This window comes from Phenylobacterium sp. VNQ135 (genome assembly GCF_049445735.1).
Lineage (GTDB): Bacteria > Pseudomonadota > Alphaproteobacteria > Caulobacterales > Caulobacteraceae > Phenylobacterium.
The window spans coordinates 445,118-470,044 of the sequence record NZ_JBMSDS010000001.1 but is presented as its reverse complement, the minus strand read 5'-3'; the positions used below and the strand labels follow the sequence as shown (position 1 = coordinate 470,044).

The window sequence follows — 24,927 nt, the reverse complement described above, 5'->3', positions numbered from 1 at the left end:
GCCCCCGTTCCCGAGCTTCCGTCCGACTAGAAGTCGGCGCGCACCCCGAAGAACATGTACCGGCCCAGAGAGTCGTAGGTCTGCGGGAAGGTGTTCCCCGAGCAGGGACCCGACGGGCAGTTGTTGATGGCCGTGCCGCCCGAGCCCACCAGCGGCGGGTCGTTGTCGAACACGTTGTTCACGCCGAACCGCACGGTGATGTTCTCGCGGACCGACCAGTTCGCCGCGATGTCGAAGTAGTGCTGCGACGCGAGCTTGGCGTCCGGACCCTGGGCGTGGGTCGGGCCGGAACCGGGGATTTCCGAGTCCACCTTCACCGAGTCCACGTAGCGCCAGGTGCCCGACACCTCGAGGTCCCACGGCGCGCGCCAGGTAGCCCGCAGCTTGTGACGCCACTGGTTCAGCGGAGCCGAGGCGGTGGTGGCCGAGCCGGTGCAGATCGAGCCGTAGAGGCCCGCGCAGTCGAACGCGTCGTCGCCCGGGAGCGATGTCACCAGATAGTCCTTCAGGTAGCTGCCCTGGAAGTTGAAGGACATGCCGCCGAAGCTATCCAGCGCGCTGGTGAGACCGAAGTCGCCGAAGTCGAAGCGGTAGTTCGCCTCGAAGTCGATGCCTTCCACTTCCAGCTTGCCGGTGTTGAAGGTGGTGTCGACGATGTAGCCGTTGCTGCCCAGCCAGAGCGAACCGGTGCCCGGCGCGCGATGGATCAGGCTGCAGAGGAACGCGTCTCCCGTGGTGGCGCAGCGCTGCAGGGTCGTATCCTGGCCGATCTGGCCGATACGGTCCTTCACGGAGATGTTGAACCAGTCCACCGAGGCGCTGAAGCCGGGCAGGAAGGTCGGCGTCAGCACGAGACCGAACGACACCGTGTCGGACGTCTCCGGCACGAGATCCGGGTTGCCGCCGAGTTGGCCGTTGTACTGGCCGGCGAGGTTCGGCGCGATGTTGCCGTACTGGGCCGCCGTCACGCCCGTGCGGGCGCATTGCTCGAGCGTGAAGGTCGGATCGTCGCCTTCGCAGGGGTCGCTCAGGCCGTTGAGGGCCACGTTCGCGGTGGCGAAGAGCTCGACCACGTTCGGAGCGCGGACCGCGCGGTTGTAGCTGGCGCGGAACCGGAAGTCCTCGGTCGGCGCCCAGTCACCGGCGATCTTGTAGGTGTCGGTGCTGTAGCCTTGCGAGTAGTCGCTCCAGCGGTAGCCGACTTCCGCCGAGAGGTTGTGGAAGAACGGCTGGTCCTGCACGAGCGGGATCCGGGCCTCGCCGAACAGCTCGTAGACGTCGTAGGAGCCGCCGGCCGGCAGGGTCGCGCCGCCCTGGCCGCCGAGGTCGCCGGTCTGGAAGGCGACGTCGGTGTTCAGGTCGAGGCGTTCGCGCCGGTACTCCGTGCCCAGAGCAAGGCCCACGCCGTCGTTGGCCCAAGGCGACTTCACGCCGTACTGACCAAGATCGCCGGTGACGCCGGCGCTGACGATCGCCTGCACGTACTCGCCGTTCTGGAAGCCGGGCACCTGCACGTAGTTGAGGGCGTCGGCGCTGGGACCGGCAAGGCCGAAGATGTCGTACGGCCGGCAGGCAGGGTCGAAGTTGGAGCCCGCCAGCGACTGCACCGCAGAGCGGCAAGCCGCCTGGCCGGTCGTCGGGTCGATTACCACATCCAGAGCCCGCGCGATGCGCGAGTTGGAGAACTCGTTGTAGTAGGCCTGCTGGTACACGACGACGCCGTACTGGCCGTAGACGTCGTAGTTCCAGCCGTCGGCCAACTCGCCGCGCATGCCGATCACGCCGCGGTAGTCGGTGTGGCGCAGGTCGGCCTGGCGGCCGCCGCCTTCGATGTTCCGCCGCAGGATCACCAGGCTGGCCTGTTGACCGGGAGTCGCCGCGCTGGCGTCGGTGTTGAGGCCCAGCGTCGCCGGGTTCGTGACGTCGTCCGGAAGCTGGTCGATCGTCGGCGCGCAGATCTCGGCGGCCATGGCGGGCGTGAGGTACGGATTGCCCTCGCAGTTGATGTTCAGCGCCAGGGCGAAGATCCCCGACGGGGCGATCTGGGCGACCGTGCGGTCGTCCATGAACATCAGGTCGGCGTAAAGTTCGGCCTTGTCGCTGAACTTGTAGTTCGCGAAGGCGCCCAGCGTGTAGCGTTCGTCCGGACGCTGGAAGTAGTTCGTCGGCGCGAAGTTGTAGGCGTCCCGGGCGCCGTTGTAGGCGCGGAAGCCGCGGCCGCCGGCCGCCGCCGGATTCAGCGTCAGCGCGTCGCCGTTGCCGCCGGCGGTGATGAACTGCGCAGGAGCTGTGGTGCCCGAGCCGCCGCAGGCGAAGCCGTTGAACGACAGCGTCGCGCTGCTCGAGAAGTTGGCGTTACAGGCCGAATAATCACGGTCCGACTGGACGACCTTTTTGACGTTCCGGTAGCCGGCGTAGGCCGTGACGTTGCCCTTTCCGTCCGGCGAGTTCACGCCGATGGCGATGTTCAGGTCGGTCGTGCCGCCGTCCCAGACGTCCTTCTCGGGCAGGGCGAAGTCCTGCGGGCGCAGCGCGCCGGCCTGACGGCGGCGGACGACTTCCTGCATGAAGTCGTTGCTGTTGGTGTGCTGGTAGCCCGAATACTGGGCGTCGATGCGCACCCCTTCGAAGTTGCGCTGCATCTTGAAGTTCACCACGCCGGCCACGGCGTCGGCGCCGTACACGGCCGAGGCGCCGCCGGTGACGACTTCGACGCGTTCGATCAGCGAAGCGGGGATGAAGTTGAGGTCGGCCGCCAGGTTGTTGGCGTTGGCCGAGGGCGTGCCCGGCTGCAGACGACGGCCGTCGATCAGCACGACGGTCCGCGTCGGGCCGAGACCGCGGAGGTCGACCGAGGCGATGCCCAGCGCGCCGTTGGCGTAGGTGGAGCCTTGGGCGGCGAACACCTGGGGAAGCTGGTTCACCAGGTCTTCGGTGCGCGTGACGCCACGGGTGGCGACATCCTGGGCGCCCAGCACGGTCACCGGGCTGGCGCTGGTCAGGTTCGGCTGCGGAATGCGCGAACCGGTGACGACGACTTCAGCGACTTCGCCGCCTTCCTGCGCCATGGCCGAGGTGGCGGAAAGACCCACAAGGGCCGCGCCACAGATCATCGAGGACGCCAGAAGGCGCTCCCGCATGGATTTGATTTTCAAGGTCAAGGTCCTCCAGCGGCTCGCCGAGATCGGCGGGCCGAGCCCCAAAACGAAATCGGGCGCCAGCCTGGGCTGCGCGCCGATGGGGCGAACGCTAGTGAGCGCCGCTCACCGCCTTGAGTGAATTTGTCGAACCGACAAGTTGAAATTTGTTCGACGTCAGCCTTCGACGAGAATGCGCAGAAGGTCATAACGCGCGGAAAAAGCGAAACTATTACAGATTTTGGCTCCGCGGGGGCGCGGAGCGGCGGGCCGCGTGTTCCATCAGAGGCAACGGGTGTTACTTTGCCGATGTTGCAAAAAGAAGACAGATGCCTAGGGGGCGAACAGCGTGACTGCGTTTGTCCCTATGTTGAGCGTCGTTCATCAAGCGTGTGACGAGATTTCGTCACACGGATATTTTGTGAGCGGCTAGTCTTCTGCCTGAAACGTTACGTCAGGAGCATCCCATGGCCGCCTCGCTCGCTCACAGGTCCGACGACGGCGGCCGCGGTCGCCTGGCTTGGCCCCAGCCGCCGCGACGCGTCGCCTTCCGCCCGCCGGGCGCCCCCGTGGCCGAGTCGGGTGGATCAACCAACCCGCCGTTGGTGTACTGGGCCGACCCCGATCTCGCATCGGTGGAGGCGCACGTGCAGATGTTGCGTCGCTCAGGCTTCGAGGTCCGCGGTTTCGACACCCTGGCCGAACTGGAAGCTGCCCGGGCGGAGGTGGAACCCAGCCTGGTGATCCTTGATACGGCGATCCCTGGAGAGGACCCGCTGGCGCTCTGCGGCCGCCTGGCCGAGGAAGCCGGCACGCCGGTGATGCTGTTCAGCGCCGCGGCCGACACCCTGGACCGAGTGGCGGGGCTTGAGTCCGGCGCCGACGAGTATCTCCACAAGTCATCGCACGCCCTGGAACTGCTGGCGCGGGCCCGGGCGCTGTTGCGCCGCGTGCGCCGCACTGGCCGCGTGGAGCCGCCCGGAGGCTGGGAGCTGGACATGCTCACCGGGCTGCTCACCGGACCTTCGGGCCGCTGCGTCCGCCTCAGCCCCAGCGAGGCCGAGCTGCTGAAGGTCTTCAGCGAGCGCCCCAACGAGGTGCTGTATCGCCCCGAGCTGATGGCTCTCCTGCACGGCGAGGCGGCCGAAGGCCTGACCCCCCGTCTCGTGGACACGCGCGTGGCCCGGCTCCGGAAGGCGCTGGACGCCTGCGACGCCGGCGGCGACCTGATCCGCACCCTGCGCGGCGGCGGCTATCTCTTCCACGCCGCCGTCGCCTGACGTCGCACTTGACCCGGCTGGCGCTTCCAGCCTAGCGCGAACCTGAGCAACTCGGGCGTTCCGCCCGGGCGGGGGCGCATGGCGCGAGCGGACGGACGATCTGGCGGCGCGGCCCGGGGGCGGCGGCCGAAGGGGCAGGGGCCCGACCTGCGCGAGGCGATCCTCGATGCGGCCGAGGCGCTGTTCTGCAAGCACGGCTTCTATGGCGTGACTGTGCGCCAGGTGGCCGCCGAGGCCGGCGTCGACACCGCCCTGATCCACTACTACTTCGGCGCCAAGCGCGAGCTGTTCGACAGCGTGTTCGCCCGTCGCGCCGAGATCCTCAACGCCGCGCGCCTTCAGGCCATGGCCGCCTACAAGACCTCTCATCCCGGCAAGCTCGAAGTCGAAGGGATCATCGAGGCCTTCATCGGGCCGCTGCTCGACCTCTCGATGACCAATGACGAGGGGTGGAAGAACTACTTCCGCCTCGTCGCCCTGGTGAACAACACGCCCGCATGGGGCGGCGAGACCATGCACCGCTTCTTCGATCCGGTGGTGCATGCCCTGGTCGAGACCCTCAAGGAAGCTCTGCCGCGGGCCGAGGTGCGGGACCTCTACTGGTGCTACCAATTCCTGACCGGGGCGATGATGCTGACGCTCTCGGAGACCGGCCGAATCGACCAGTTGTCGAACGGCCTCTGCCGCTCCACCGACCTAGAGGCGGTGCGGCGGCGCCTCTACGCCTACTGCGCGGCCGGCATCAGCGAGGTCGTTCGGCGGAAGCCCTGATCGTGAGCGCTACTGTGGCGGAAATTCATCACCTGATCAAAAACCAACCTGAGCCGTAGTGCTGCGGGTGGCGCTTCACGCGCGGATCGACGAACACTCCCGCTAATTCGCCTGTCGGTGAAATTTTAGCGTTTCAAGATCTTCAGGCGTCGACCGCCCCAAGGTGGGACGGGCACGGCGCCGTCGGGAGGATACAAATGAAAGCCTTTGTGAAGGCGGCCCTCTTCGCGGGCGCCGCTTGGTCCGCCATTCCGGCCATGGCCCAAGCTCAGACCACCGCCGCCGAAGACACCGGCGTCGTCGAGGAGCTGGTCGTCACCGCCCGTCGTCGCGAGGAATCGCTGAAGGACGTGCCCGTGGCGGTGAGCGCCATCTCAGGCGAGCGCCTAGCGGCGACCGGCGCGGTCGACCTCACCACGCTCCAGCAGTCGACGCCGAACACGACCGTCCAGGTCGCCCGCGGCTCGAATTCGACCCTGATCTCCTTCATTCGCGGCGTCGGCCAGCAGGATCCGCTGTGGGGCTTCGAGCCCGGCGTGGGTCTCTACATCGACGACGTCTACGTCGCCCGGCCGCAAGGCGCCGTCCTCGACATCTTCGACATCGAGCGCGTGGAAGTGCTGCGCGGTCCGCAGGGCACGCTCTACGGCCGCAACACCATCGGCGGCGCGATCAAGTACGTGACGGCCAAGATCGAAGGCGATCCGGAACTGAAGCTCCGCGGCGCCGTCGGCTCCTATGACCAGCGCGACTTCGTGGCCTCGGCCAAGGCGCGGGTGAACGACATGGTGGGCGTCGGCCTGACCTGGGCGACCTTCAACCGCGACGGCTTCGGCAAGAACCTGAACACCGGCGCCGAACACTACAACAAAGACGTGTCCGCGGCCCGCGCGACGCTTGAGTTCACGCCCACCGAGGACCTGTTCTTCCGTCTGGCCGGCGACATCGTCACCGACCGGTCCAACCCCCGTCACGGCCACCGTGAGGTGCCGGGCCTCAACATCCTGGGCCAGCCGGTTCCGACGGCCGTCGTTCTGGACGACGTCTATGACACCCGGGCGGGCTCGGGCGACTACAACAAGGTCGAAACCCGTGGCGTGTCGTTCCTGGGCGAATGGAACGTCTCGGACGCGATCACCCTGAAGTCGATCAGCGCCTATCGCGCCGGCGAGACCGAGGGCACGATCGACTTCGACAACGAACCGTTCGCCTACCTGGACATCCCGGCCAAGTACAACGACCACCAGTTCACCCAGGAACTGCAGCTGCTCTACACCGGCGACCGGATGCAGGGCGTCTTCGGCCTGTACTACCTGAACGCCACGGCGGCGGGCGCCTTCGACACCGTACTCGGCGGCGCGAACCTGACCGTCGCCAGCGCCGGCTACGTGGACACGGAAAGCTGGTCGGCGTTCGGCGACCTCAGCTTCGACGTGACCGAGGCGTTCAAGGTGTCGGTGGGCGGTCGCTTCACGCGCGACGAGAAGACCGGCCAGGTCTTCCGCGCCAACTACCTTGGCCTGCGCAGCCCCATCTTCGGCAACAACCAGGCGGTTCTGGTTCCAGCCGCGGGCGTGGGAGCGCCGTACCTGACGAACTTCACCAATTCGAAGACCTTCGAGAAGTTCACGCCGCGGGTCAGCGCCAGCTACGACCTCAACGAGGACCTCACGGGCTACGTGTCGTACTCGAAGGGCTTCAAGTCGGGCGGCTTCGACATGCGCGCGGACACGTCGCTGACGCCTGACTCCCGCGAGGGCTACGATCCCGAGACCGTCGACTCGTTCGAAGGCGGCCTGAAGGGCTACTTCTTCGACCGCCGGCTGACCCTGAACTCGGCGGTCTTCTACGCCAAGTACAAGGACCAGCAGGTCACGTTGCAGACCCCGGTCGTGGTCGGCACGGCCGTGCGGATCGCCAGCCAGGTGCTGAACGTCGGCAAGTCGCACATGTACGGCGCCGAGCTGGAAGGCTCCGCCGTCCTGACCGACGCGCTGCGCGCCAACTTCTCGGTCGGCTACATCAAGGCGGAATTCGACGAGTACCAGGCGCTGAACCCGGTGACGGGCCAGATCGAGGATTTCGCCGACAGCCGCGTGTTCCAGAACACCCCGGAATGGAACGGGTCGGTGAACCTGACCTACACCCACGACCTGGGCGATCACGGCTCGATCAGCTTCATTCCCTCGGCGTCGTACCGCTCGTCCTTCAGCATGTTCGAGGTTCCCTCGATCCTCGATCAGGACGGCTACTGGCTGGTGGACGCCAGCGTCGTGTGGACCTCGGCGGACGATAAGTACCGCGTCGGCCTGCACGGCAAGAACCTGACCGAGGAGGAGTACCGCATCGGCGGCTACAACTTCCCGGGCGGCACGTTCGGGAACTCGATCACGGCCTACTACGGCCCGCCGCGGACGGTGACGCTCTCGCTCGAAGCGAAGTTCTAGTATCAGCGGACGCCCGGCTCCTTGGAGCCGGGCGTTTTCCTTCGCGGAGTGAATATGGCCAAAGAGGCGCCTGCGGGCAGCGGCTACCGGATCGTTGTCCTTTCGGTCCTGATCCTCGCCTACACCTTCAACTTCCTCGACCGGCAGATCCTGGGAATCCTGGCGGGGCCCATCAAGGCGGAACTCGGACTCACCGACAGCCAACTTGGCCTGATGGGCGGCCTGGCCTTCGCCCTGTTCTACACGGGCCTCGGCATCCCGATCGCCTGGCTGGCCGACCGTTGGAGCCGGACCTGGATCATGACGGGAGCGCTCGCGCTGTGGAGCGGCTTCACTGCGCTCTGCGGCTTCGCGGGCGGATTCTGGCAGCTCTTCCTGTGCCGCATGGGCGTGGGCGTCGGCGAGGCGGGGGGCGTGGCTCCGGCCTATTCCCTCATCAGCGACTACTTTCCCAAGGAGCAGCGGGCGAGGGCGCTCGCAGCCTATTCCTTCGGCATTCCGGTGGGATCGGCGCTGGGCATCCTCTTCGGCGGCCTGATCGCCCACGCCATCGACTGGCGGATGGCCTTCATCGTCGTCGGCCTGGCGGGCGTCGCCCTGGCTCCGATCTTCCGCCTCGTGGTGAAGGAACCGCCGCGCGAGGCCTCGCCAGCTCCGCTCGCCGGTGCGCCGGCTCCCGGCGGCATCGGCGCGTTGCTGGCCAAGCCGACGTTCTGGCTGATCTCACTGGGCGCGGCCGCCTCGTCGGTCTGCGGCTATGGCGTGGCCTTTTGGCTGCCGTCGTTCTTCGAGCGGAGCCTCGGCATGGACTTGGTGGACCGCTCGCTGTTCCTGGGCTCGATGACCCTCGTGGGCGGCGTGGCGGGCGTCTGGCTGGGCGGCTATCTGGGGGATCGGCTCGGCCGCGCCAAGCCCGCGTTCTATTTGCTGATTCCGGCTGTCGCGTTCCTGATCGCGCTGCCCTGCTTCTTCCTGGCGATCCAGGCCAAGTCGCTGTGGCTCGCCTTCGTGCTGTTCATCATCCCCACCGGTCTGAACCTTGTGTGGTTGGGGCCGGTGATTACCGCGGTGCAGCATCTTGTCGCGCCCTCGCAGCGATCGACGGCGTCGGCCTGCTTCCTGTTCGTGAACAACCTGATCGGTTTGGGCCTCGGCACGTGGTTCTTCGGCGCCGTTTCGGATGCCCTCGCGCCTCATTTCGGTGCGGAATCGCTACGTTACGCGATCTATTCCGGACTTGGCTTCTATCTCGTCAGCGCCGCGCTCTTCGCCCTGGCCGCCCGCCGCTTGGCCCGCGACTGGGTGGGATAACGATCCATTTCACGGCGATATGAAATTGTGACTTGCGTGCAGTGCAGCAAAGGCGCATGAAGGTCTCGCCCTTTTGGGCGTTTCCTCCCTATGACTTGGCCGCGTCCTCGGACGCGGCCGTCTTTTTTTGTGCCCTCCGCTAGTGGCCGGCGTGGCTCTGCAGGTGTTGCAGATGGCCCTGCACGACGGTCGCCGCGTCGGACGCCACGGTCTTCAACTGCGGCACCGTCCCGTTCTGCGAATAGCCGGTGTGCAGCGCCAGTGCTTCCTGGTGGGCCGTGATCTGCTGCTGGGTGAACAGCCGGTCGAACGCCGCGCCGTCTGCCTTGGCCAGTTGGTCGATCATCGTGCGCCGCCGTGCATCGAGGCCGGGCGGATTCATCGGCCGACCGAGCGCCGTCAAGGTGTCCATGAGCTTGTTGGTCGTCATGGTGTGATCCTTCACCAGCATGGCGCCCATCTGCTTCACCATGGGCGAAGCGGCCTTCGTCTGGGCAAGCTGGCCGGACTGCACCTCATAGGCGTCGCTGCGTGCGGCTTCGGCGGCGAATTCGTCGGGCGACATCGGCTTGCCGGGAGCGGGCTGAGCTGCCAGCGGCGCCGCATGAGCGGCGAAGGCTACGGCCGCAACCGCGGCCGCGATCTGAAATCTGCGCATATTTAGGTCCCTTCCGCGACCTCCATCGGTCGCCAGCGCCACAACCGCCGCGCACGAACGCTGTTCCGGAAACCCTCAAAGGCTAGGCATCGCCTACCAGCGCGGTGATCCGGCCTGTGCCCCCGCACTCGCGGCACGGCGAGCCCGCCACCTCACCGAAGCCGTTGCAGGCGGGGCAGATGTGCTCGCCGCTTTGCTCGGTCCCAGGTTTCACCTCGTCGCCTGGGTTCAGGTCAGGCTGCTCGGGCATGGCGGGCTCCTCTCACGGAGACAACCGGCAAGCCTCGCGCCGGTTGCGAGCGCTCCGCGATAGCGCGCGACCTGCGCGACGTCCCCGGCGAACGTCCACAGCCCGGCCTGGAAGGCCGGGTAGGCCATGCGGTGGAGGCGGACGAGATCCTCATCAGCGTCGACGGCCCTGGCGAGGGCAGCCAAGTCCGTCTCGCTCAGCTCGAACTCCACCGCCGCGCCGGCTACGTCCCAGGCGATGTCCTGACCACCGATCAGGTCGTGGGCGCGGTGGTGGTCGACCGCGTCGGTCTTGAAGAGGCGGCCCGCGCCGTCGCGCAGCCATTCCCAGGCATGCAGGCGCCCGTCGACCGCCACCGGACGCCCGGCCAACCTCGGCGGAGCCACATCCAGCTTGAGCCCAAGCTCGGCGGCGTTGACACGCACCATCTCGGCGAGTTCCTCTGGACCCGCGCCGGGCAGGGCGGGCTGCTGCGCCCGCACGCGCAGATAGCTCGTCAGTTCGCTTCGGGTGGGTCGTGCCGCGGCGCCTTCGATCCAGCGGCTGAGCAGGAAGCCCCTCCGAAGCGCGATGGGACCGGCGGTCATGCCTGTATCGCGCCGGAGTCGGCGCGCCAGCGCCAGCTTCGCCTCGCCCGGTTCGCCCAAGCCGGCGAACTTCGCCAGGTAGACCCCCGAAGGCGTAGTCAGACGGAACTTCAGCCGCTCCTGCTGCGGAAAGGCCGGAAGGCGGGCTCCTTCGCGCCACGCCCCGGCGGACAAGTCCTCAATTCCATCCGGGGCGCCGGTCAGGTCGTCGAACAGCCCTGTGATCGAGGCGGCGGTGGGCGCGGCCTTGCGGACCGCGCGCCATCGCCGGCGTATTCCTGACGACGCCTCGGATCCGGGTTCGCCGTCGTGACTCGGGAAGACGACGATCCGCTCCGGCGCCGCGCCGAGATCCTCGAGCGCCGCCAGGACGGCGCCGATGGAGCTGCCGGAGAGGCCGGGTCCCTCGTCAACCACGGCGAAGGGGCCCTCATGCGTCGTCAGCAGCCGGCGCAGGGCATCGGACACGCGGATTTCCCGGCGGAACGGCGCTCCGACCGGACGAAGGCTGACCATGGCCTGGGCCCCCGCTGCCTCCGCGACGGCCGCCGCCAGCCCAAGCCCGATGCTGCGCAGGCCGATGACCAGCGGCGGCGAAGGCCAGGCGACCTGCCGCGCCGCCGCCGCATAGGCTTCAGGGTGAACGGCGTAGAAGGCGTAGCCCTCGGGCTCCTTGACGATCAGGCCGCTGGGAAGCGCATGCTCCGCCAAAGCCCCTGGCCGACGCCCGCCGCAGATAGCCCGCAGGTCGGCGATGGCCGCGGCGTGCAGGGGCGTGAGATCATCCTCGCCTCGGGCGTTGAATTCGGCGTCGACCAGGCCTTGGGCCACCTCCGCAATGCGGAAGAAATCGCCCGAGGCGATGGCCTCCCGCGGCGCGACCTCCCGGCGTCGGTCGCCATAGACGAGCACGGGTCAGGCCTGCTGGGCGAGGTGGCGGTAAGCGACGCAGCCGAACTCATGATAGCTCGGCGCGGCGGCGCGCGGCCCGCGCCGCTGCAGCCAGGCGACCCAGGCCTCGTACTGCCACCGGCTGGGCGAGACGAGGGCGCGCGCGTCCTTGGCGGTCGTCAGCGCCTCCATCGGCGGCAAGCCCCGGTCGACCAGCACGCAGAGCGCGACCGTGGCCGATCGGCCGATCCCGTGCTGGCAGTGGATGAGCAGCTTGCGCCGCTCCTGCGCCATGGCGCGCGCGAAGCGGACGCCTTCGTCCAGCATCGGCTGGCTGACGCCGCGCAGGTCTTCCGTCGGCAGGTGCAGGAATTTCAGCCCGCAGGCGGCCAGCTCGTCGGGATCGTCGCATTCCTCGACGCGCACATCGATGACTGCGCCAAGGCCGTGGTCCTTCGCCAGCGTCGCCGCCCGACCCCGCTCGAAGGCGCCCCCCACGGCCAGATCGGCCGTGATCCAGCTGAAGTTGGGCTCGTCCGCCATCCTACTCCGCCGCGTACGCGGACCGGGTCGCAGGGGCGGGCGCATACCGGCGCACCATGGCGGCGCAGAACTCGGCGAACTCCTCCGCCGCTTGGGGCGGACTGGTGTGGTGCGGCTCGATTCCCCTGTGTTCGGGCGTGAAGCAGAAGGTGACGGTCACGTCGAAATCGGCCAGCGCCTCCATCTGGCGGTCGAACCAGCGGTCTGCGTCAGGCCGGAAACTGTCGGCCCACGAAAGGCCGGTCCGCAGCTGCCGCACCCCCAGGCGCTTCATCCAGGCCACGGCGTCGTCCAGCCGGTGGTCCTCGAAGTGGAACCATTGGCACAGGCCCATGTCGGCGGCGTAAGGCGCATAGGCTTCGACCGCGGGCTTCGGTGAGCCGTCCTCGCGCAGCAGGCCCATGTGGAAATGCCGATAATAGGACGAGCCCTCGGCTTCCTTGTGCCGCGTGGTCGCCTCCCATGTTTTCGGCAGGTCATAGAGCGAATACCAGTGGACCGTCGGGACCTTGCCGATCAGCAGCTCGGCGGTCTTCTTCACGCCCCAGGCCTGCACGTCTTCCGAGCCGAAGGACGAGACCCCGACCTCGGTGATCCAGATCGGCTTGTCGGTCACCGCGGCGATCTCGTCGACCTTCGCCGGCCATTCGTCGATCTGCCAGAGGTTCCAGTCTAGCGGAAAGCCGTGGATCGCGATGACGTCGACGTGGTCCATCACGCCGCGCGCCTCGAGCCGCTTCAGGAAGTGCGGGTCGATCGGGGACATACCGCCCAGGACCCGCGGCACGCGGGCGTTCTCGGCCGCGATGGCCTGCCCTGCCAGCCGGGTCATGTTGGCAAACAGGTCCCACTCGGGATCGAGGTTCGGGTCCCAGTGCGACTTGTTGTTGGGCTCGTTCCAGATCTTGACCGCTTCGATCACGCCTTGCCCCTCCCGTTGCCGTTGGACCTCGGTTTCGTCGGATAGACCGCGCCCCAGGGCTTCGGCCGTTCGGTTACCCGGCAGACGAAGACCTCTTCCTCGGGGTGCTCCAGGATCTCGAAGCCGGCGCTGCGCAGCATGGCGGCCGAGCAGGCCGCGTTCGGCGCCCACCAGTTGGTCCAGTCGCCGGCGTATTCGTGCTCGATGAAGTGCAGCTTGGGATAGGCGGGATCGTTGAAGTGGTCCTGCTCGAAGAAGTCGTAGTCGGAGCGAACCGGCGCCTCCTGGGCTGAGCCGCGCTGCATCGACTGGTAGATCAGGAGGTCGCCCGCGACGTGATCGTGGATCAGGTCCAGCGCCAGCAGCGGGTGGCGCAGATGGTACAGCACCCCCATAAACAGGACGATGTCGAACGTCTCGCCCAGTTCGGCGACGTCATAGACCGACAGCTTGCGGAACTCGATGTCGGCGCCCTTCACCTCGGCGGCGAACCGCGCCTGCTCCAGATACCGGTCGTCGAAGTCGATCCCGACGACGCGATCCGCGCCGCGGCGCTTCATCTCGATCGAATAGAAGCCGGCGTTGCAACCAACATCCAGCACCGTCTTGCCCGACAGGTTCTCGGGGATGGCGTGCTTGAACCGCTGCCACTTCACGTTCGGGTAGTCGTTCAGGAAGTGGTCGGGCGCCGTTGGCACACCCTCGAGGTCGATGTTGTGGAACCACTGTCCGAGCGCCGCCGCCCGTTCACGGATCTCCGTTTGCGAAAGGGCGGTCATCAGGACGCCAACCGCACCTTCGCGCGGACCTTGGTGGGCGTCGCCGTATCGGCGCCGGCGATGAACTCCAGCGTCCGCTCGCGCGCCTCGTTGTCGGTGTACTGCTCGGGCGGCGACTTCATGAAGTAGCTGGACGGGCCGAGCAGGGGGCCGCCGATCCGCCGGTCGAGCCCCAGCTTGGCGCAGCGGACCGCATCGATGACGATGCCGGCCGAGTTGGGGCTGTCCCAAACCTCAAGCTTCAACTCGACGTTCAGGGGCACGCCGCCGAAGGTCGTCCCCTCGAGCCGGATGTGCGCCCACTTGCGATCGGTCAGCCACGGCACGAAGTCGCTCGGGCCCACGTGCACGTCGTCCGCGTCCGGCGGTACGTCGAACTGGCTGGTGACCGCCTGGGTCTTGGAGATCTTCTTCGACGCCAGCCGATCCCGCTCCAGCATGTTCTTGAAGTCGCTGTTGCCGCCGAAATTGAGCTGGTAGGTCCGGTCGATGCGCACGCCGCGCTCGCGGAACAGGTTGGCCAGCACCCGGTGGATGATGGTCGCGCCGACCTGGCTCTTGATGTCGTCGCCGATGATCGGCACGCCGCGCTGCTCGAAGCGCTTCGCCCACACCGGGTTCGAGGCGATGAACACCGGAATGCAGTTTACGAAGGCGCAGCCGGCTTCCAGGGCCTGGGCTGCGTAGTGCTCGGTCGCGCGCTCGGAGCCGACTGGCAGGTACGACACCAGGATGTCGGTGCCGGTCCGCCGCAGCTCCTCGGCCACATCGACCACGGGTGCGTCGGCTTCCTGGATATCGCCGACCATATACTGGCCGATGCCGTCCAGCGTCGGGCCACGGCTGACGGTTACGCCGGTCTTCTCGGGTTTGGTGAAGACCATCGTGTTGTTTGGAGCGGCCAGAACGGCCTCGGCGACGTCCCGCCCGACCTTGCCCGCGTGGACGTCGAAGGCGGAAGCGATCTCGATGTCGCCGACGTGATATCCGCCGAGCTCCACGTGCATCAGGCCCGGCGGCGGCTCGTTCGCTGTGGCGTCGGCGTAGTGGGTGAGACCCTGGACGAAGGACGAGGCGCAGTTGCCCACGCCAACGACGCCCACTCTTAGCTTCCTGCGGCTCATCGGACCCCTCGCGCGTAAGTAGCTTGGAAACAGCTTCGCCAAAGCTTTGTTCCTTCGCGCGACGCGTAGGGGAACCCGCATATCAATTGTGGGGCGCCGGAATTCTTGCCTCCAAGTTGTCATATGTTATGACGCGTCGCGTTCACGCGCATTTTTGCGTTAGTCGAACAGTAAAGCCTGGAACTATTACTGCCCAGCTTGGGGAACTTACATGTAGATGAAGGGTTAGCTTCGCGGGAGCAGCGCGAGGGAACCTATGGCCAAGACCGTGTTAATCACCGGCGGCGCCGGCTTCATCGGCCGGCACGTCGCGGCGGCGCTTCTGGCGCGCGGCGACCGCGTCCGCGTCCTCGACAGCCTCATCGAACAAGTCCACCCGACCCGCGAGCGCCCGCAGGAATTGGACGCCGGCGCCGAACTGGTCGTCGGCGACGTCCGGGACGAGGCGGCGGTCCTGAAGGCCCTGTCCGGGGTCGACCAGGTTCTCCATCTCGCGGCCGAGGTCGGCGTCGGCCAGAGCATGTACGCCGTCGACCGCTACACCTCTGTGAACGACTACGGCACCGCCGTCCTCTTCCAGCAGCTCATCGACAACCCCGTCGAGCGTGTCGTCGTCGCCTCATCGATGTCCATCTACGGCGAGGGCCTCTACCGCACTCAGGACGGCGTGCTGATGGAGGACGTCGTCCGCGGCGGTCGCAATCCGGACGGCTCCTGGGATCCGCTGGACGACCGGGGTCGGCCGATGATCCCCGTGCACACGCCCGAGACGAAGGCGAACGGCCTGAAGTCCGTCTACGCAATCGGCAAGTTCGTGCAGGAGCGGCTGACTCTGACGCTCACGCGTCAGTACGGCATGGGCGGCTCGGCCCTGCGGCTCTGGAACGCCTACGGCCCCGGCCAGGCGCTCTCCAACCCCTACACCGGCGTGCTTGCCATCTTCGCCTCGCGGATCGCCAACGGGCAGGCGCCGATGGTTTTCGAGGACGGACAGCAGCGGCGTGACTTCGTGCACGTCCGCGACGTGGCCCGCGCCTTCCTGCTGGCGCTCGACAGGCCCGAGGCGGACGGGGAGGTGTTCAACATCGGATCGGGCGTGGACCGCACGGTCGAAGACGTCGCGCTGCTCCAGGCCAAGGCGATGGGGCGACCCGACCTCAAGCCGGACATCGCGGGCAAGGCGCGCGCGGGCGATATCCGCCACTGCATCCCGGATCTGACCAAGGCTCGGACGGTCCTCGGATACGAAGCGCAGGAGGACTTCGGAGAAGGCCTCGCCGAGCTCGCGGAATGGGTGGCGCGGCAGGAGGCCGAGGACCGCGTGCAGGAGGCCCGGCGCGAGCTCGAGATGCGCGGGCTCGTGGCATGAGGGCGCTCGTCACAGGCGGCGCGGGCTTCATCGGCTCGAACCTCGCCGACCGGCTGGCGAGCGACGGCCATGAAGTCGTGGTGTTCGACGCGCTGGCGAGACCCGGCGTGGAGCGCAACCTGGCTTGGCTCCAGGAGCGGCACGGCGCCCGCATCGTCAGCGTCCAGGCCGACATCCGGGATGCGCAGGCGGTCGCCGACGCGGGGCGGAAGGCCGATGTCGTCTTCCACATGGCGGCCCAGGTCGCGGTGACGACGAGCCTCGTCCAGCCCGTCGAGGATTTCGAGATCAACGTCCGCGGCGCCTTGAACGTGATCGAGGCGGCGCGGCCACGGAATACACCGGTGATCTTCGCCAGCACCAACAAGGTGTACGGCGATCTCGCCGACGTGCCCCTGGAGCTGGTCGGCGACGCCTACCGGCCGCAGGACCCGGACGTCCGCACGCGCGGAATCTCGGAACAGCGACCGCTCGACTTCCACACGCCCTACGGCTGCTCGAAGGGGGCCGCCGATCAGTACGTGCTGGACTACGCCCGCAGCTTCGGCCTGCCGACCTGCGTGCTGCGGATGAGCTGCATCTACGGCCCGCGGCAGATGGGGACGGAAGATCAGGGCTGGGTCGCCCACTTCCTGATCCGTGCGCTGGAAGGCCAGCCCATCGTGATCTACGGCGATGGCCGGCAGGTGCGCGACATCCTCGACGTGGGAGACGCGGTGCAGGCCTACATCTCCGCCTGGCGGCGGATCGACCAGGTCTCGGGTCGGGCCTTCAATCTCGGCGGAGGGCCGGCGAACGCGGTCAGCCTGCTGCAACTGATCGCCTACATCGAAGAGGTGACCGGACGTAAGGTCGACGGCGGGTTCTCCGAGTGGCGCGCGGGCGACCAGCGCTATTACGTTTCGGATCCGTCCGCGGCCCGGCGGGAGCTTCATCTGCCCGAGCCCCGCGACTGGCGTTCCGGTGTGGCCGCGCTCGCGGATTGGCTGGCCGCCGAGCGCGGCCGGACCGCGGCGCGCAAGACGGCCGAGGCGGTCTGATGCAGGTCCTGATGACCGCTGACGCGGTGGGTGGCGTCTGGACCTATGCCCTCGATCTCGCCCGCGGGTTGGGCGCGGCAGGCGTGCGGACCACTCTTGCGGTTCTCGGACCAGCGCCTTCCACGGACCAGGTCCGCGGAGCGCATGCCGTTCCGGGGCTCACGCTGATCGAGACCGGCCTGCCGCTCGACTGGATGGCGAGCGAACCGGCGGAGATCCTCGAAGTCGGCGCGGCGCTTCGCGGGCTTGCGCGCGGCGTTCGCGCGGACCTGATCCACCTGAACAGCCCGGCCTTCGCCGCCATCGGCGGCTTCGAGGCGCCGGTGGTGGGCGCCTGTCATTCCTGTCTCGCGACCTGGTGGGGTGACGTGAAGGACGGGCCCATGCCGCCGGACTTCCGCTGGCGGACCCAGGCGCTGTGGCAGGGGCTGCACGCGTGCGACGTGCTGGTCGCGCCGACCCGCGCCTTCGCCGAGGCGACCGCCGCGGCGTACGACCTCCCTGCGCCGCACGTGGTCTGGAACGGTCGCGATGCGCCAACGCGGCCGGAGGCTGCACGTGAAGACATGGTCTTCACGTCGGGGCGGCTGTGGGACGAAGGCAAGAATATCGGCGTGCTGGACGCTGCCGCCGAACGACTCTCCGCGCCCATCTACGCGGCGGGACCGCTGGAGGGGCCGAACGGCGCCGGCGTTCGGCTGACCCATGCGACGAGCCTGGGCCGCTTGCCGGCCGCCGAGGTTGCGGACTGGCTGGCGCGTGCGCCGGTGTTCGCCTCTTCCGCCCTGTATGAGCCGTTCGGCCTGGGGGTGCTGGAGGCGGCGCAGGCCGGTTGCGCCCTGGTGCTGTCCGACATCGCCACGTTCCGGGAGCTCTGGGAGGGCGCGGCGGTCCTGGTGGATCCGCGTGATCCCGGCGCCTTCGCCGCTGCCCTGGACGCGCTGCTCGCCGACGAGCCGCGACGGGTCGAGCTGGGGCGGAAGGCGCGCGCGCGGGCGCAGCGCTATTCGGTGCAGGCGATGGCGACCGGCGTTCATGAACTCTACCGCCACGTACAGCCGGAGCTCGTGGCGGCATGAGGATCGTCTATTTCACCCACTCGCTGGCCTCCTGCTGGAACCACGGCAACGCCCACTTCCTGCGGGGCGTGCTGCGAGAGCTGATCCGGCAGGGGCACGACGTCCGCGTCTTCGAGCCGCAAGGCGCCTGGAGCCTGCAGAACCTGCTGGCGGACCACGGCGAGGCGGGCCTGGAGGCGTATCGCGCAGCCTATCCCGAGCTGGTTTCGACGATATTCGGCCCGGCCGCCGACGTGGCGGCGATGCTGGACGGCGCCGACCTGGTCATCGTCCACGAGTGGAACGACCCGAAACTGGTGGCCGACATCGGGAGGATGCGGGCCAGGGGCGCGCGCTTCACCCTGCTGTTCCACGACACCCATCACCGGGCGGTGAGCGAACCGGACGCGATCCGCGCCTTCGATCTCGCGGCATACGACGGCGTGCTGGCCTTCGGCGAGACGCTGGCGGAGGTCTACCGGCGCTGGGGCTGGGGCGAGCGCGTGTTCGTCTGGCACGAGGCGGCCGACATCAGCCTCTTCAAGCCGCCGGCGGAGGAGGCCGAGCGCGAAGGCCTCGTCTGGATCGGCAACTGGGGCGACGGCGAGCGGACGGCGGAACTGGAGACGTTCCTGTTCGCGCCGGCGAAGGCCGCCCGCCTGCCGCTCGACATCTACGGCGTTCGCTATCCCGACACCGCCAAGGCGATGATCCGGCGGCACGGGGCGCGGTACCTGGGCTGGCTGCCGAACGCCCGGGCGCCCGAGGTGTTCGCCCGCCACTTGGCGACCGTGCACGTGCCGAGGCGGTTCTACACCAAGGTGCTGCCGGGCATCCCCACCATCCGGGTTTTTGAGGCGCTGGCGTGCGGCATCCCGCTGGTCTCGGCCCCCTGGTCCGACAGCGAGGGTCTGTTCCGGCCGGGCGAGGACTTCCTGTTCGCGCGCGACGGGGCGGAGATGGAGGCTCATCTCACGGACCTAGCCCGCGACCCGCAGCTTCGGGCGGCGCTGGCCCAATCGGGCCTTGAGACCATCCGCAACCGACACACCTGCGCCCACCGCGCCGACGAGCTGATGGCCGTCGCGCGCCAGTTGGCAGCCCCTGAACTGGAAGCCGCCGAATGAAGATCGCCTTCTATGGATCGAGCTTGCTCTCCGCCTACTGGAACGGCGCGGCGACCTACTACCGCGGGATGCTGAGCGAGCTCGCCAAGCGCGGCTACGAGGTCACCTTCTACGAGCCCGACGCCTTCGAACGGCAGCAGCACCGGGACATCGACCCGCCGGACTGGGCGAAGGTGGTGGTCTATCCGGCCACCGCGGCGGCGGTGGAGGACGTCGTCGCCAGGGCGTCCGAGGCCGACGTGGTGGTGAAGGCCAGCGGCGTCGGCGTGTTCGACGACGAGCTGCTGGACGGGGTCATGACCCTGGCCCGGCCGCACGCGGTGAAGATCTTCTGGGACGTGGACGCGCCGGCGACGCTGTCGGCGCTGCGCGGCGGCGGCGAGGCAGTGCTGGGCCGCGTCCTGCCGAAGCTGGACATGGTGCTGACCTACGGCGGCGGGCCGCCGGTGGTGAAGGCCTACGAAGGCTTCGGCGCACGGACCTGCCGGCCGATCTACAACGCCCTGGATCCGACGACCCATCATCCGGCGCCGCCCGATCCGCGGTTCGAAGGCGACCTGAACTTCCTCGCCAACCGGCTGCCCGACCGCGAGGCGCGGGTGGAGCGGTTCTTCCTGGAGGCCGCCGCCCGATCGCCGCAGAGACGCTTCGTGCTGGGCGGCAACGGCTGGGACGACAAGCCAATGCCGCAGAACGTCCGGCGGCTGGGGCACGTGGGCACGAACGACCACAACGCCTTCAACGGCTCGGGCCTGGCGGTGCTGAACGTCGCGCGGGATTCGATGGCTGACGTGGGCTTCTCGCCGGCGACGCGGGTGTTCGAGGCTGCGGGGGCGGGCGCCTGCCTGATCACCGACGCCTGGGAGGGCGTCGAGCTGTTCCTGACGCCGGGCGAGGAGGTGCTGGTCGCGCGCGACGGCCAGGACGTGGCCGAGCACCTGGACGCCCTGACGCCGGAGCGGGCGAGGGCGATCGGCGAGGCGGCCCGGCAACGGATCGTCGCCGAGCACACGTACGCCCGGCGTGCGGCCGACGTGGACGCCCTGCTGAAACAGGAAGCCGCCGCCAAGCGCGAAAGGAGCCCGGCGTGAAGCTGGTCGTCCTCGGCCTCTCGCTGTCGTCCTCGTGGGGCAACGGCCATGCGACGACCTATCGCGCCTTGCTGCGGGCGTTCGCGGCGCGTGGGCACGAGGTCACGTTCCTGGAGCGGGACGTGCCCTGGTACGCGAACCATCGCGACCTCGCCGAGCCCGACTTCTGCCAGCTGGCGCTGTACCGCGACCTCGAGGAGCTGAAGACCCACTGGCGCGGCGAGGTCGAGCGGGCCGATGCGGCGATCGTCGGCAGCTACGTGCCCGATGGCGTCGAGGTGGGCCGCTGGGTCCAGGCGACGGCGAAGGGCGTGGCGGCCTTCTACGACATCGACACGCCGGTGACCCTGGCCAAGCTGGCGGCCGGCGACCACGAGTATCTGACCCCCGAGCTGATCCCGGGCTACGACGTCTATCTCTCCTTCACCGGCGGGCCGACGCTGACGGAGCTGGAGCGGCGCTACGGCTCGCCCGCGGCGCGGGCGCTGTACTGCTCGGTGGACGACGACGCCTACCGACCCGTGGCGGTCCAGCGGCGCTGGGACCTGAGCTACCTCGGCACCTACAGCCCCGACCGGCAGCCGACGCTGGAGCGGCTGCTGATCGAGCCGGCGCGGCGGGCGCCGCACCTGAGGTTCTGCGTGGCGGGGCCGCAGTATCCGGCCGACATCGACTGGCCGGCCAATGTCGAGCGCCTGGAGCATGTGGGGCCGGCGGACCATCCGGCGTTCTACGCCGCCAGCCGGTTCACGCTGAACGTCACCCGGGCCGACATGATCGCGGCGGGGTGGAGCCCGAGCGTGCGCCTGTTCGAGGCCGGCGCGTGCGCCGCGCCGATCATCTCCGACGTCTGGGAGGGCCTGGACACCCTTTTCACGCCCGGCCGGGAGATCGTCCTGGCCGAGAGCCCGGAGCAGGTGCTGGCGGCGCTCTCCATGGGCGAGGCCCAGCGCGACGGCCAGGCCGAAGCGGCCCGGCGGCGGATCCTCGACGGACACACCGCGGCGCACCGCGCCGCCGAGCTCGAAACGCATCTCGCAGCAGCGACCACGAAGCAGCCGGCCGAAGGGGCTTTCGCATGAAGAACGGACACCGGAAAACCGTGCTGGTGGCGGGGGGCGCGGGCTTCCTGGGGTCGCACCTGTGCGAGCGGCTGATGAGCGACGGCGCACGCGTCGTGTGCCTGGACAACTTCCAGACCGGCCGGCGCGAGAACCTCCGCCGGCTGGAAGGCCGCGAGGGCTTCGAGCTGGTCACGGCCGACGTGGTGGACCCGCTGCCGCCGAAGCTGGCGAAGATGCGGTTCGACCGGATCTACAACCTGGCCTGCGCCGCCTCGCCGCCGCTCTACCAGGCCGATCCCGAGCACACCCTGCTCACCAGCGTGCTGGGGACCCAGCACCTCTTGAAGCTGGCGGAAGAATGCGGGGCGCGGTTCCTGCAGGCTTCGACCAGCGAGGTCTACGGCGACCCGGACAGCCACCCCCAGCTCGAGAGCTACTGGGGCAATGTGAACTGCACGGGCCCGCGGGCCTGCTACGACGAGGGCAAGCGGGCGGCCGAGACGCTGTGTTTCGACTACGACCGCCTGGGCCGCGCCGAGGTGCGGGTCGTGCGCATCTTCAACACCTATGGGCCGCGGCTGGACGCCAGCGACGGCCGGGTGGTGTCGAACGTGGTGAGCCAGGCCCTCGCCGGCGAGGACATCACCATCTACGGCGACGGCTCGCAGACGCGGTCCTTCTGCTACGTCGACGACGAGATCGACGGCCTGGTTCGGCTGATGGAATACGACGGTCCTCAGCCGGGGCCGGTGAACATCGGCAACCCTTCCGAGCGGACCATCCGGGAACTGGTGGACCTGGTCCTGGCGATGACCGGCTCCAGTTCGGAGATCGTGTTTCATCCGCTGCCGACCGACGACCCGAAGCGGCGGCGGCCAGACATCGCCAAGGCCGACAGGCTGCTGGGCTGGCGGCCGACGACGCCGCTGGAGATGGGCCTGCGGGCGACGATCGCCTGGTTCGAGGGCCGCGACGGCGAGCGGCGGTCGCGGGACGAGAGCGCGCGGCTGACGGCGGCGGAGTAGGGCGGGGCGGCGCTCCTTTAGAACCACGAACGAACACGAACCCACACGAACGGGTCGGCGCATGCGGCGCGAGCCCGGAAGCGCGGGGCTTGCGGGGGGAAGGCGCGCCCGAGGCGCGCGACAGGGCTGAAGCTCTGAGGGGCGACGACCAACCGTGCTGTTCGTGTTGGTTCGTGTTCGTTCGTGGTTGACCCTTGCTGGGAGTGGTCAGGCGGAGCTTTGGAAGCTGGGGGCTTCGGCCTCTACCGCTTCCCCCTGTGGGGGAGGATAGAGGACGGCCTTGAAGCCGAGGGCCCGGATCACGCGTGCGACCTGCTGTTCGAGGGGCAGGTGGATGAAGGCGGGGTCTAGGGCTTCGTAGTCGAGGATGCGGTCGAGCTTCTCGGCGAACTCGTCCTCGTCCTCTTCCTCCCAGTCGATCTCGCGCCAGGTCAGCGTCTGGACGGTGTTGCGGATGCGGTTCCAGGGCCGCTCGGCCTCTTCGCGGGCCGCACTCTCGGCGCGGCGGGTCTCCTCGCGGTCGAGCGAACGGACGTCCTTCCGCAGCTTCACGCGGAGCGCATAGGTCAGGCGCAGCGAGCGGCTCACGCCTTCCAGGGCCTTGGCGAGATCGGCCACCTCGGACGCCTCTTCCGCCGCCTGGGCCATGCCGTGGAGCTTGTCAGCAAGCGCGAGCTGGAGGCTGGCGACATGGGCGAGGCCCGCGTCCATCTCCTGCAGCATGTCGGCGTCGCTCAACATGAACAAAAGAAGAACATAGAACGGACGCGAAGTCAAGGGAAAGCCGTCGTCCCGCGTCGGGTCGGCCGGAAGGATCTGGCGCGTAGGAGTCCCGGACAGCCGCTTGCGCGGCTTCCGGGGATGAGACCGGCTTCGCTTGCGGATCAGACCTCGAAGAGGGCGTATTCGACGCCGACGTCGCGGTTCAGGACCGGCTTGGCGACGTTGTAGACCGGCACGCCGCGGGCCGTGCGGCCCTCGTAGGCGCCGCGGTGGGCGTGGCCGTGGAAGGCGAGCTTCACGCCTTCGAAGCGGTCGATGGTCTCGCCCATGCGCGCGCTCCCGAGGAAGGGGAAGATCTCAGGCGGCTCGCCCTGGACCGTCTCGCAGACCGGCGAATAGTGGGTGACCACGACGATGCGGTCCGTGCGCAGCATGCGCAGGGAGGTTTCGAGCTTGAGGTTCTCGTCGACCGCCGCCTGCACGAACGACTTGATCTCGGGCTCGCCGAAGGCGGACAGCATGTAGCGGCCGAAGCCGCCCACGAAGCCCTTGCAGCCGGCGAAGCCGACGCCGCCGACCTCGACCGCCTCGCCGTCCAGCACCTTCATGCCGGCCTGGTGCAGGATGCGGGCGACCTCCTGGGGCTGGCCGCATTCGTAGTCGTGGTTGCCGAGCACGCCGACGACCGGGATCGAACAGGACATCAGGTCCTCGGCCAGGATCTCGGCCTCGGGCGTCTTGCCGAAGTTGGTGAGGTCGCCGCACAGGGCCAGGACGTCGGCCTCCTGGCTGATGCGCGAGAACAGGTCGCGGTAGGGATGCTGGTGGTTCTCGCCGACGTGCAGGTCGCCGATCGCCGCGACCTTCAATCGGCTGCCCGGCGTGTCCCCGTTAGGCGATTGGCTCATGCCGCTCCTCCAGGCCCTTGCCGACCACATCGGCGAAGCCCCACTCGCTGATGTCCATGACGTAGTCCCGCGGGCTGAAGAGCCGGCCGCGGCAGACCTTCACCCGGGCCGCGGGCAGGCCGACCTGGGCCTTCAGGCGGGCCGACAGCTCGTCCATCACCCAGCGGGGGATGAGGTCGCGCTCGGTCGGATAGATGAAGCGGAAGTTCAGGAAGTGCGTGAGCAGCACCTCCCAGTACGGCTCCATGTATGTCATGAGCCGCTGCCAATCGATGCGGTCGTGGGCCCGAAGGATCACGTGGGCGACGTCGGCGCCGTCGTAGCGGTAGCGGTCCTGGATGAACATCTTCGAGACCAAAAGCTCGGTCGGCGGCGTGATCTTGGCCTCGGTCCCGTAGACGTTGATCGTGTCGTTGTTCTCGAACCAGGCGTCTGTCACCGGCGCGGTGCCGTTCGACATGGCGAAGATCACGTCGAAGAAGCGGTTGTCCTGCCAGACCTTGGCGATCCAACGCTCGTCCTCGACGTCGGTGCGGTAGCCGCACTCCTGGAAGTAGGCGAGGATCTTGGGATAGTCGCCCGCCTTGCAGAAGACATCGAGATCCTTCGTCGGGCGCGAGATGCCGGTGTAGGCGGTCACCGCGTAGGTGCCCGACAGCAGGAACGGTATCCCGGACTGGGTCAGCAGCCTGAGACTCTCGGCGTAGAAGGCCTCGGCGTCCGGCGGCGGCTCGAAGGCGGCGGCGTCATAAGGCTGCGACATGCGCTTAAGGGTTTCGCTCCAGCAGGGGCCTCGACGCCCCACGCCGAAACGGCGCCCCG

Annotated in this window: 23 protein-coding genes; 12 read left to right on the top strand and 11 right to left on the bottom strand. The window is 68.4% G+C overall.

The window, feature by feature from the left end; all coding sequences use genetic code 11:
• Positions 1–26 precede the first annotated feature (26 nt).
• Positions 27–3,140, bottom strand: coding sequence for a TonB-dependent receptor domain-containing protein (locus ACO2Q0_RS02280; protein WP_423349855.1), 3,114 nt, complete (start codon positions 3,138–3,140; stop codon positions 27–29).
• Between ACO2Q0_RS02280 and ACO2Q0_RS02275 the strand changes: the two genes are divergently transcribed.
• The 5 genes from ACO2Q0_RS02275 to ACO2Q0_RS02255 all read left to right on the top strand — a co-directional run bounded on the left by ACO2Q0_RS02275 (position 3,139) and on the right by ACO2Q0_RS02255 (position 8,946).
• Entirely contained in the window at positions 3,139–3,279 is a 141-nt protein-coding gene (locus ACO2Q0_RS02275) for a hypothetical protein (RefSeq protein ID WP_423349854.1), read from the top strand. The genes ACO2Q0_RS02280 and ACO2Q0_RS02275 overlap by 2 nt on opposite strands.
• Positions 3,280–3,604: 325 nt before the next feature.
• Positions 3,605–4,417 (top strand): response regulator transcription factor, encoded by an 813-nt coding sequence (locus ACO2Q0_RS02270; protein ID WP_423349853.1) that lies wholly within the window; start codon positions 3,605–3,607, stop codon positions 4,415–4,417.
• A gap of 78 nt (positions 4,418–4,495) precedes the next feature.
• Positions 4,496–5,188: a TetR family transcriptional regulator gene (locus tag ACO2Q0_RS02265; protein ID WP_423349852.1), complete on the top strand. Its 693-nt coding sequence runs from the start codon at positions 4,496–4,498 to the stop codon at positions 5,186–5,188.
• Positions 5,189–5,385: 197 nt separating this feature from the next.
• Positions 5,386–7,635, top strand: a complete 2,250-nt coding sequence (locus ACO2Q0_RS02260; protein WP_423349851.1) for a TonB-dependent receptor — start codon at positions 5,386–5,388, stop codon at positions 7,633–7,635.
• Positions 7,636–7,689: 54 nt separating this feature from the next.
• Complete coding sequence (locus tag ACO2Q0_RS02255; protein WP_423349850.1) at positions 7,690–8,946, top strand: spinster family MFS transporter; 1,257 nt, start codon at positions 7,690–7,692, stop codon at positions 8,944–8,946.
• Positions 8,947–9,085: 139 nt separating this feature from the next.
• Here the strand turns inward: ACO2Q0_RS02255 and ACO2Q0_RS02250 are convergent, their stop codons facing one another.
• The 7 genes from ACO2Q0_RS02250 to ACO2Q0_RS02220 all read right to left on the bottom strand — a co-directional run bounded on the left by ACO2Q0_RS02250 (position 9,086) and on the right by ACO2Q0_RS02220 (position 14,700).
• Positions 9,086–9,604 (bottom strand): DUF4142 domain-containing protein, encoded by a 519-nt coding sequence (locus ACO2Q0_RS02250; protein WP_423349849.1) that lies wholly within the window; start codon positions 9,602–9,604, stop codon positions 9,086–9,088.
• Between the two features lie 82 nt (positions 9,605–9,686).
• Positions 9,687–9,854, bottom strand: a complete 168-nt coding sequence (locus tag ACO2Q0_RS02245; protein ID WP_423349848.1) for a hypothetical protein — start codon at positions 9,852–9,854, stop codon at positions 9,687–9,689.
• On the bottom strand, positions 9,833–11,353 hold the full coding sequence (locus tag ACO2Q0_RS02240) for a hypothetical protein (protein WP_423349847.1): 1,521 nt from the start codon (positions 11,351–11,353) through the stop codon (positions 9,833–9,835). Before ACO2Q0_RS02240 ends, ACO2Q0_RS02245 begins: the two co-directional genes overlap by 22 nt.
• 3 nt (positions 11,354–11,356) lie before the next feature.
• Positions 11,357–11,875, bottom strand: a complete 519-nt coding sequence (locus tag ACO2Q0_RS02235) for a protein-tyrosine phosphatase family protein (RefSeq protein WP_423349846.1) — start codon at positions 11,873–11,875, stop codon at positions 11,357–11,359.
• Position 11,876: 1 nt separating this feature from the next.
• Positions 11,877–12,797, bottom strand: a complete 921-nt coding sequence (locus tag ACO2Q0_RS02230) for a beta-xylosidase (protein WP_423349845.1) — start codon at positions 12,795–12,797, stop codon at positions 11,877–11,879.
• Positions 12,794–13,576 carry a TIGR04290 family methyltransferase gene (locus tag ACO2Q0_RS02225; RefSeq protein ID WP_423349844.1) on the bottom strand — a complete coding sequence of 261 codons (783 nt, stop codon included), beginning with the start codon at positions 13,574–13,576 and terminating at the stop codon, positions 12,794–12,796. Before ACO2Q0_RS02225 ends, ACO2Q0_RS02230 begins: the two co-directional genes overlap by 4 nt.
• Positions 13,576–14,700 carry an inositol-3-phosphate synthase gene (locus tag ACO2Q0_RS02220; protein WP_423349843.1) on the bottom strand — a complete coding sequence of 375 codons (1,125 nt, stop codon included), beginning with the start codon at positions 14,698–14,700 and terminating at the stop codon, positions 13,576–13,578. The genes ACO2Q0_RS02225 and ACO2Q0_RS02220 overlap by 1 nt, the downstream gene beginning before the upstream one ends.
• 256 nt (positions 14,701–14,956) lie before the next feature.
• On the opposite strand from ACO2Q0_RS02220, the gene ACO2Q0_RS02215 reads away from it, so the two are divergent.
• From ACO2Q0_RS02215 to ACO2Q0_RS02185, 7 genes are read left to right on the top strand one after another with little or no spacing between them, the layout of a single operon-like run.
• Positions 14,957–16,069, top strand: a complete 1,113-nt coding sequence (locus ACO2Q0_RS02215) for an NAD-dependent epimerase/dehydratase family protein (RefSeq protein WP_423349842.1) — start codon at positions 14,957–14,959, stop codon at positions 16,067–16,069.
• On the top strand, positions 16,066–17,109 hold the full coding sequence (locus ACO2Q0_RS02210) for an SDR family NAD(P)-dependent oxidoreductase (RefSeq protein WP_423349841.1): 1,044 nt from the start codon (positions 16,066–16,068) through the stop codon (positions 17,107–17,109). Before ACO2Q0_RS02215 ends, ACO2Q0_RS02210 begins: the two co-directional genes overlap by 4 nt.
• Positions 17,109–18,188: a glycosyltransferase family 4 protein gene (locus ACO2Q0_RS02205; RefSeq protein WP_423349840.1), complete on the top strand. Its 1,080-nt coding sequence runs from the start codon at positions 17,109–17,111 to the stop codon at positions 18,186–18,188. Before ACO2Q0_RS02210 ends, ACO2Q0_RS02205 begins: the two co-directional genes overlap by 1 nt.
• Complete coding sequence (locus tag ACO2Q0_RS02200; RefSeq protein WP_423349839.1) at positions 18,185–19,294, top strand: CgeB family protein; 1,110 nt, start codon at positions 18,185–18,187, stop codon at positions 19,292–19,294. The genes ACO2Q0_RS02205 and ACO2Q0_RS02200 overlap by 4 nt, the downstream gene beginning before the upstream one ends.
• Positions 19,291–20,385, top strand: coding sequence for a CgeB family protein (locus tag ACO2Q0_RS02195; protein WP_423349838.1), 1,095 nt, complete (start codon positions 19,291–19,293; stop codon positions 20,383–20,385). The genes ACO2Q0_RS02200 and ACO2Q0_RS02195 overlap by 4 nt, the downstream gene beginning before the upstream one ends.
• The gene (locus ACO2Q0_RS02190) at positions 20,382–21,467 is read left to right on the top strand and encodes a CgeB family protein (protein ID WP_423349837.1); all 1,086 of its coding nucleotides are present in this window, start codon (positions 20,382–20,384) and stop codon (positions 21,465–21,467) included. Before ACO2Q0_RS02195 ends, ACO2Q0_RS02190 begins: the two co-directional genes overlap by 4 nt.
• On the top strand, positions 21,464–22,474 hold the full coding sequence (locus ACO2Q0_RS02185; protein ID WP_423349836.1) for a UDP-glucuronic acid decarboxylase family protein: 1,011 nt from the start codon (positions 21,464–21,466) through the stop codon (positions 22,472–22,474). The genes ACO2Q0_RS02190 and ACO2Q0_RS02185 overlap by 4 nt, the downstream gene beginning before the upstream one ends.
• Positions 22,475–22,681: 207 nt before the next feature.
• On the opposite strand, the gene ACO2Q0_RS02180 is transcribed toward ACO2Q0_RS02185, so the two are convergent.
• The 3 genes from ACO2Q0_RS02180 to ACO2Q0_RS02170 form a co-directional block, all read right to left on the bottom strand.
• Positions 22,682–23,215, bottom strand: a complete 534-nt coding sequence (locus tag ACO2Q0_RS02180) for a hypothetical protein (RefSeq protein ID WP_423349835.1) — start codon at positions 23,213–23,215, stop codon at positions 22,682–22,684.
• A gap of 143 nt (positions 23,216–23,358) precedes the next feature.
• Complete coding sequence (locus tag ACO2Q0_RS02175; protein WP_423349834.1) at positions 23,359–24,105, bottom strand: metallophosphoesterase family protein; 747 nt, start codon at positions 24,103–24,105, stop codon at positions 23,359–23,361.
• Positions 24,089–24,868, bottom strand: a complete 780-nt coding sequence (locus tag ACO2Q0_RS02170; protein ID WP_423349833.1) for a hypothetical protein — start codon at positions 24,866–24,868, stop codon at positions 24,089–24,091. The genes ACO2Q0_RS02175 and ACO2Q0_RS02170 overlap by 17 nt, the downstream gene beginning before the upstream one ends.
• Positions 24,869–24,927 lie beyond the last annotated feature (59 nt).

Coding starts and splice junctions, on each gene's coding strand:
- ACO2Q0_RS02205 (WP_423349840.1), top strand. CDS start 17,109: ATGCAGGTCCTGATGACCGCTGACGCGGTGGGTGGCGTCTGGACCTAT.
- ACO2Q0_RS02185 (WP_423349836.1), top strand. CDS start 21,464: ATGAAGAACGGACACCGGAAAACCGTGCTGGTGGCGGGGGGCGCGGGC.
- ACO2Q0_RS02225 (WP_423349844.1), bottom strand. CDS start 13,576: ATGACCGCCCTTTCGCAAACGGAGATCCGTGAACGGGCGGCGGCGCTC.
- ACO2Q0_RS02270 (WP_423349853.1), top strand. CDS start 3,605: ATGGCCGCCTCGCTCGCTCACAGGTCCGACGACGGCGGCCGCGGTCGC.
- ACO2Q0_RS02195 (WP_423349838.1), top strand. CDS start 19,291: ATGAAGATCGCCTTCTATGGATCGAGCTTGCTCTCCGCCTACTGGAAC.
- ACO2Q0_RS02265 (WP_423349852.1), top strand. CDS start 4,496: ATGGCGCGAGCGGACGGACGATCTGGCGGCGCGGCCCGGGGGCGGCGG.
- ACO2Q0_RS02275 (WP_423349854.1), top strand. CDS start 3,139: ATGGATTTGATTTTCAAGGTCAAGGTCCTCCAGCGGCTCGCCGAGATC.
- ACO2Q0_RS02260 (WP_423349851.1), top strand. CDS start 5,386: ATGAAAGCCTTTGTGAAGGCGGCCCTCTTCGCGGGCGCCGCTTGGTCC.
- ACO2Q0_RS02235 (WP_423349846.1), bottom strand. CDS start 11,875: ATGGCGGACGAGCCCAACTTCAGCTGGATCACGGCCGATCTGGCCGTG.
- ACO2Q0_RS02180 (WP_423349835.1), bottom strand. CDS start 23,215: ATGTTGAGCGACGCCGACATGCTGCAGGAGATGGACGCGGGCCTCGCC.
- ACO2Q0_RS02280 (WP_423349855.1), bottom strand. CDS start 3,140: ATGCGGGAGCGCCTTCTGGCGTCCTCGATGATCTGTGGCGCGGCCCTT.
- ACO2Q0_RS02220 (WP_423349843.1), bottom strand. CDS start 14,700: ATGAGCCGCAGGAAGCTAAGAGTGGGCGTCGTTGGCGTGGGCAACTGC.
- ACO2Q0_RS02175 (WP_423349834.1), bottom strand. CDS start 24,105: ATGAGCCAATCGCCTAACGGGGACACGCCGGGCAGCCGATTGAAGGTC.
- ACO2Q0_RS02210 (WP_423349841.1), top strand. CDS start 16,066: ATGAGGGCGCTCGTCACAGGCGGCGCGGGCTTCATCGGCTCGAACCTC.
- ACO2Q0_RS02215 (WP_423349842.1), top strand. CDS start 14,957: ATGGCCAAGACCGTGTTAATCACCGGCGGCGCCGGCTTCATCGGCCGG.
- ACO2Q0_RS02250 (WP_423349849.1), bottom strand. CDS start 9,604: ATGCGCAGATTTCAGATCGCGGCCGCGGTTGCGGCCGTAGCCTTCGCC.
- ACO2Q0_RS02255 (WP_423349850.1), top strand. CDS start 7,690: ATGGCCAAAGAGGCGCCTGCGGGCAGCGGCTACCGGATCGTTGTCCTT.
- ACO2Q0_RS02245 (WP_423349848.1), bottom strand. CDS start 9,854: ATGCCCGAGCAGCCTGACCTGAACCCAGGCGACGAGGTGAAACCTGGG.
- ACO2Q0_RS02170 (WP_423349833.1), bottom strand. CDS start 24,868: ATGTCGCAGCCTTATGACGCCGCCGCCTTCGAGCCGCCGCCGGACGCC.
- ACO2Q0_RS02200 (WP_423349839.1), top strand. CDS start 18,185: ATGAGGATCGTCTATTTCACCCACTCGCTGGCCTCCTGCTGGAACCAC.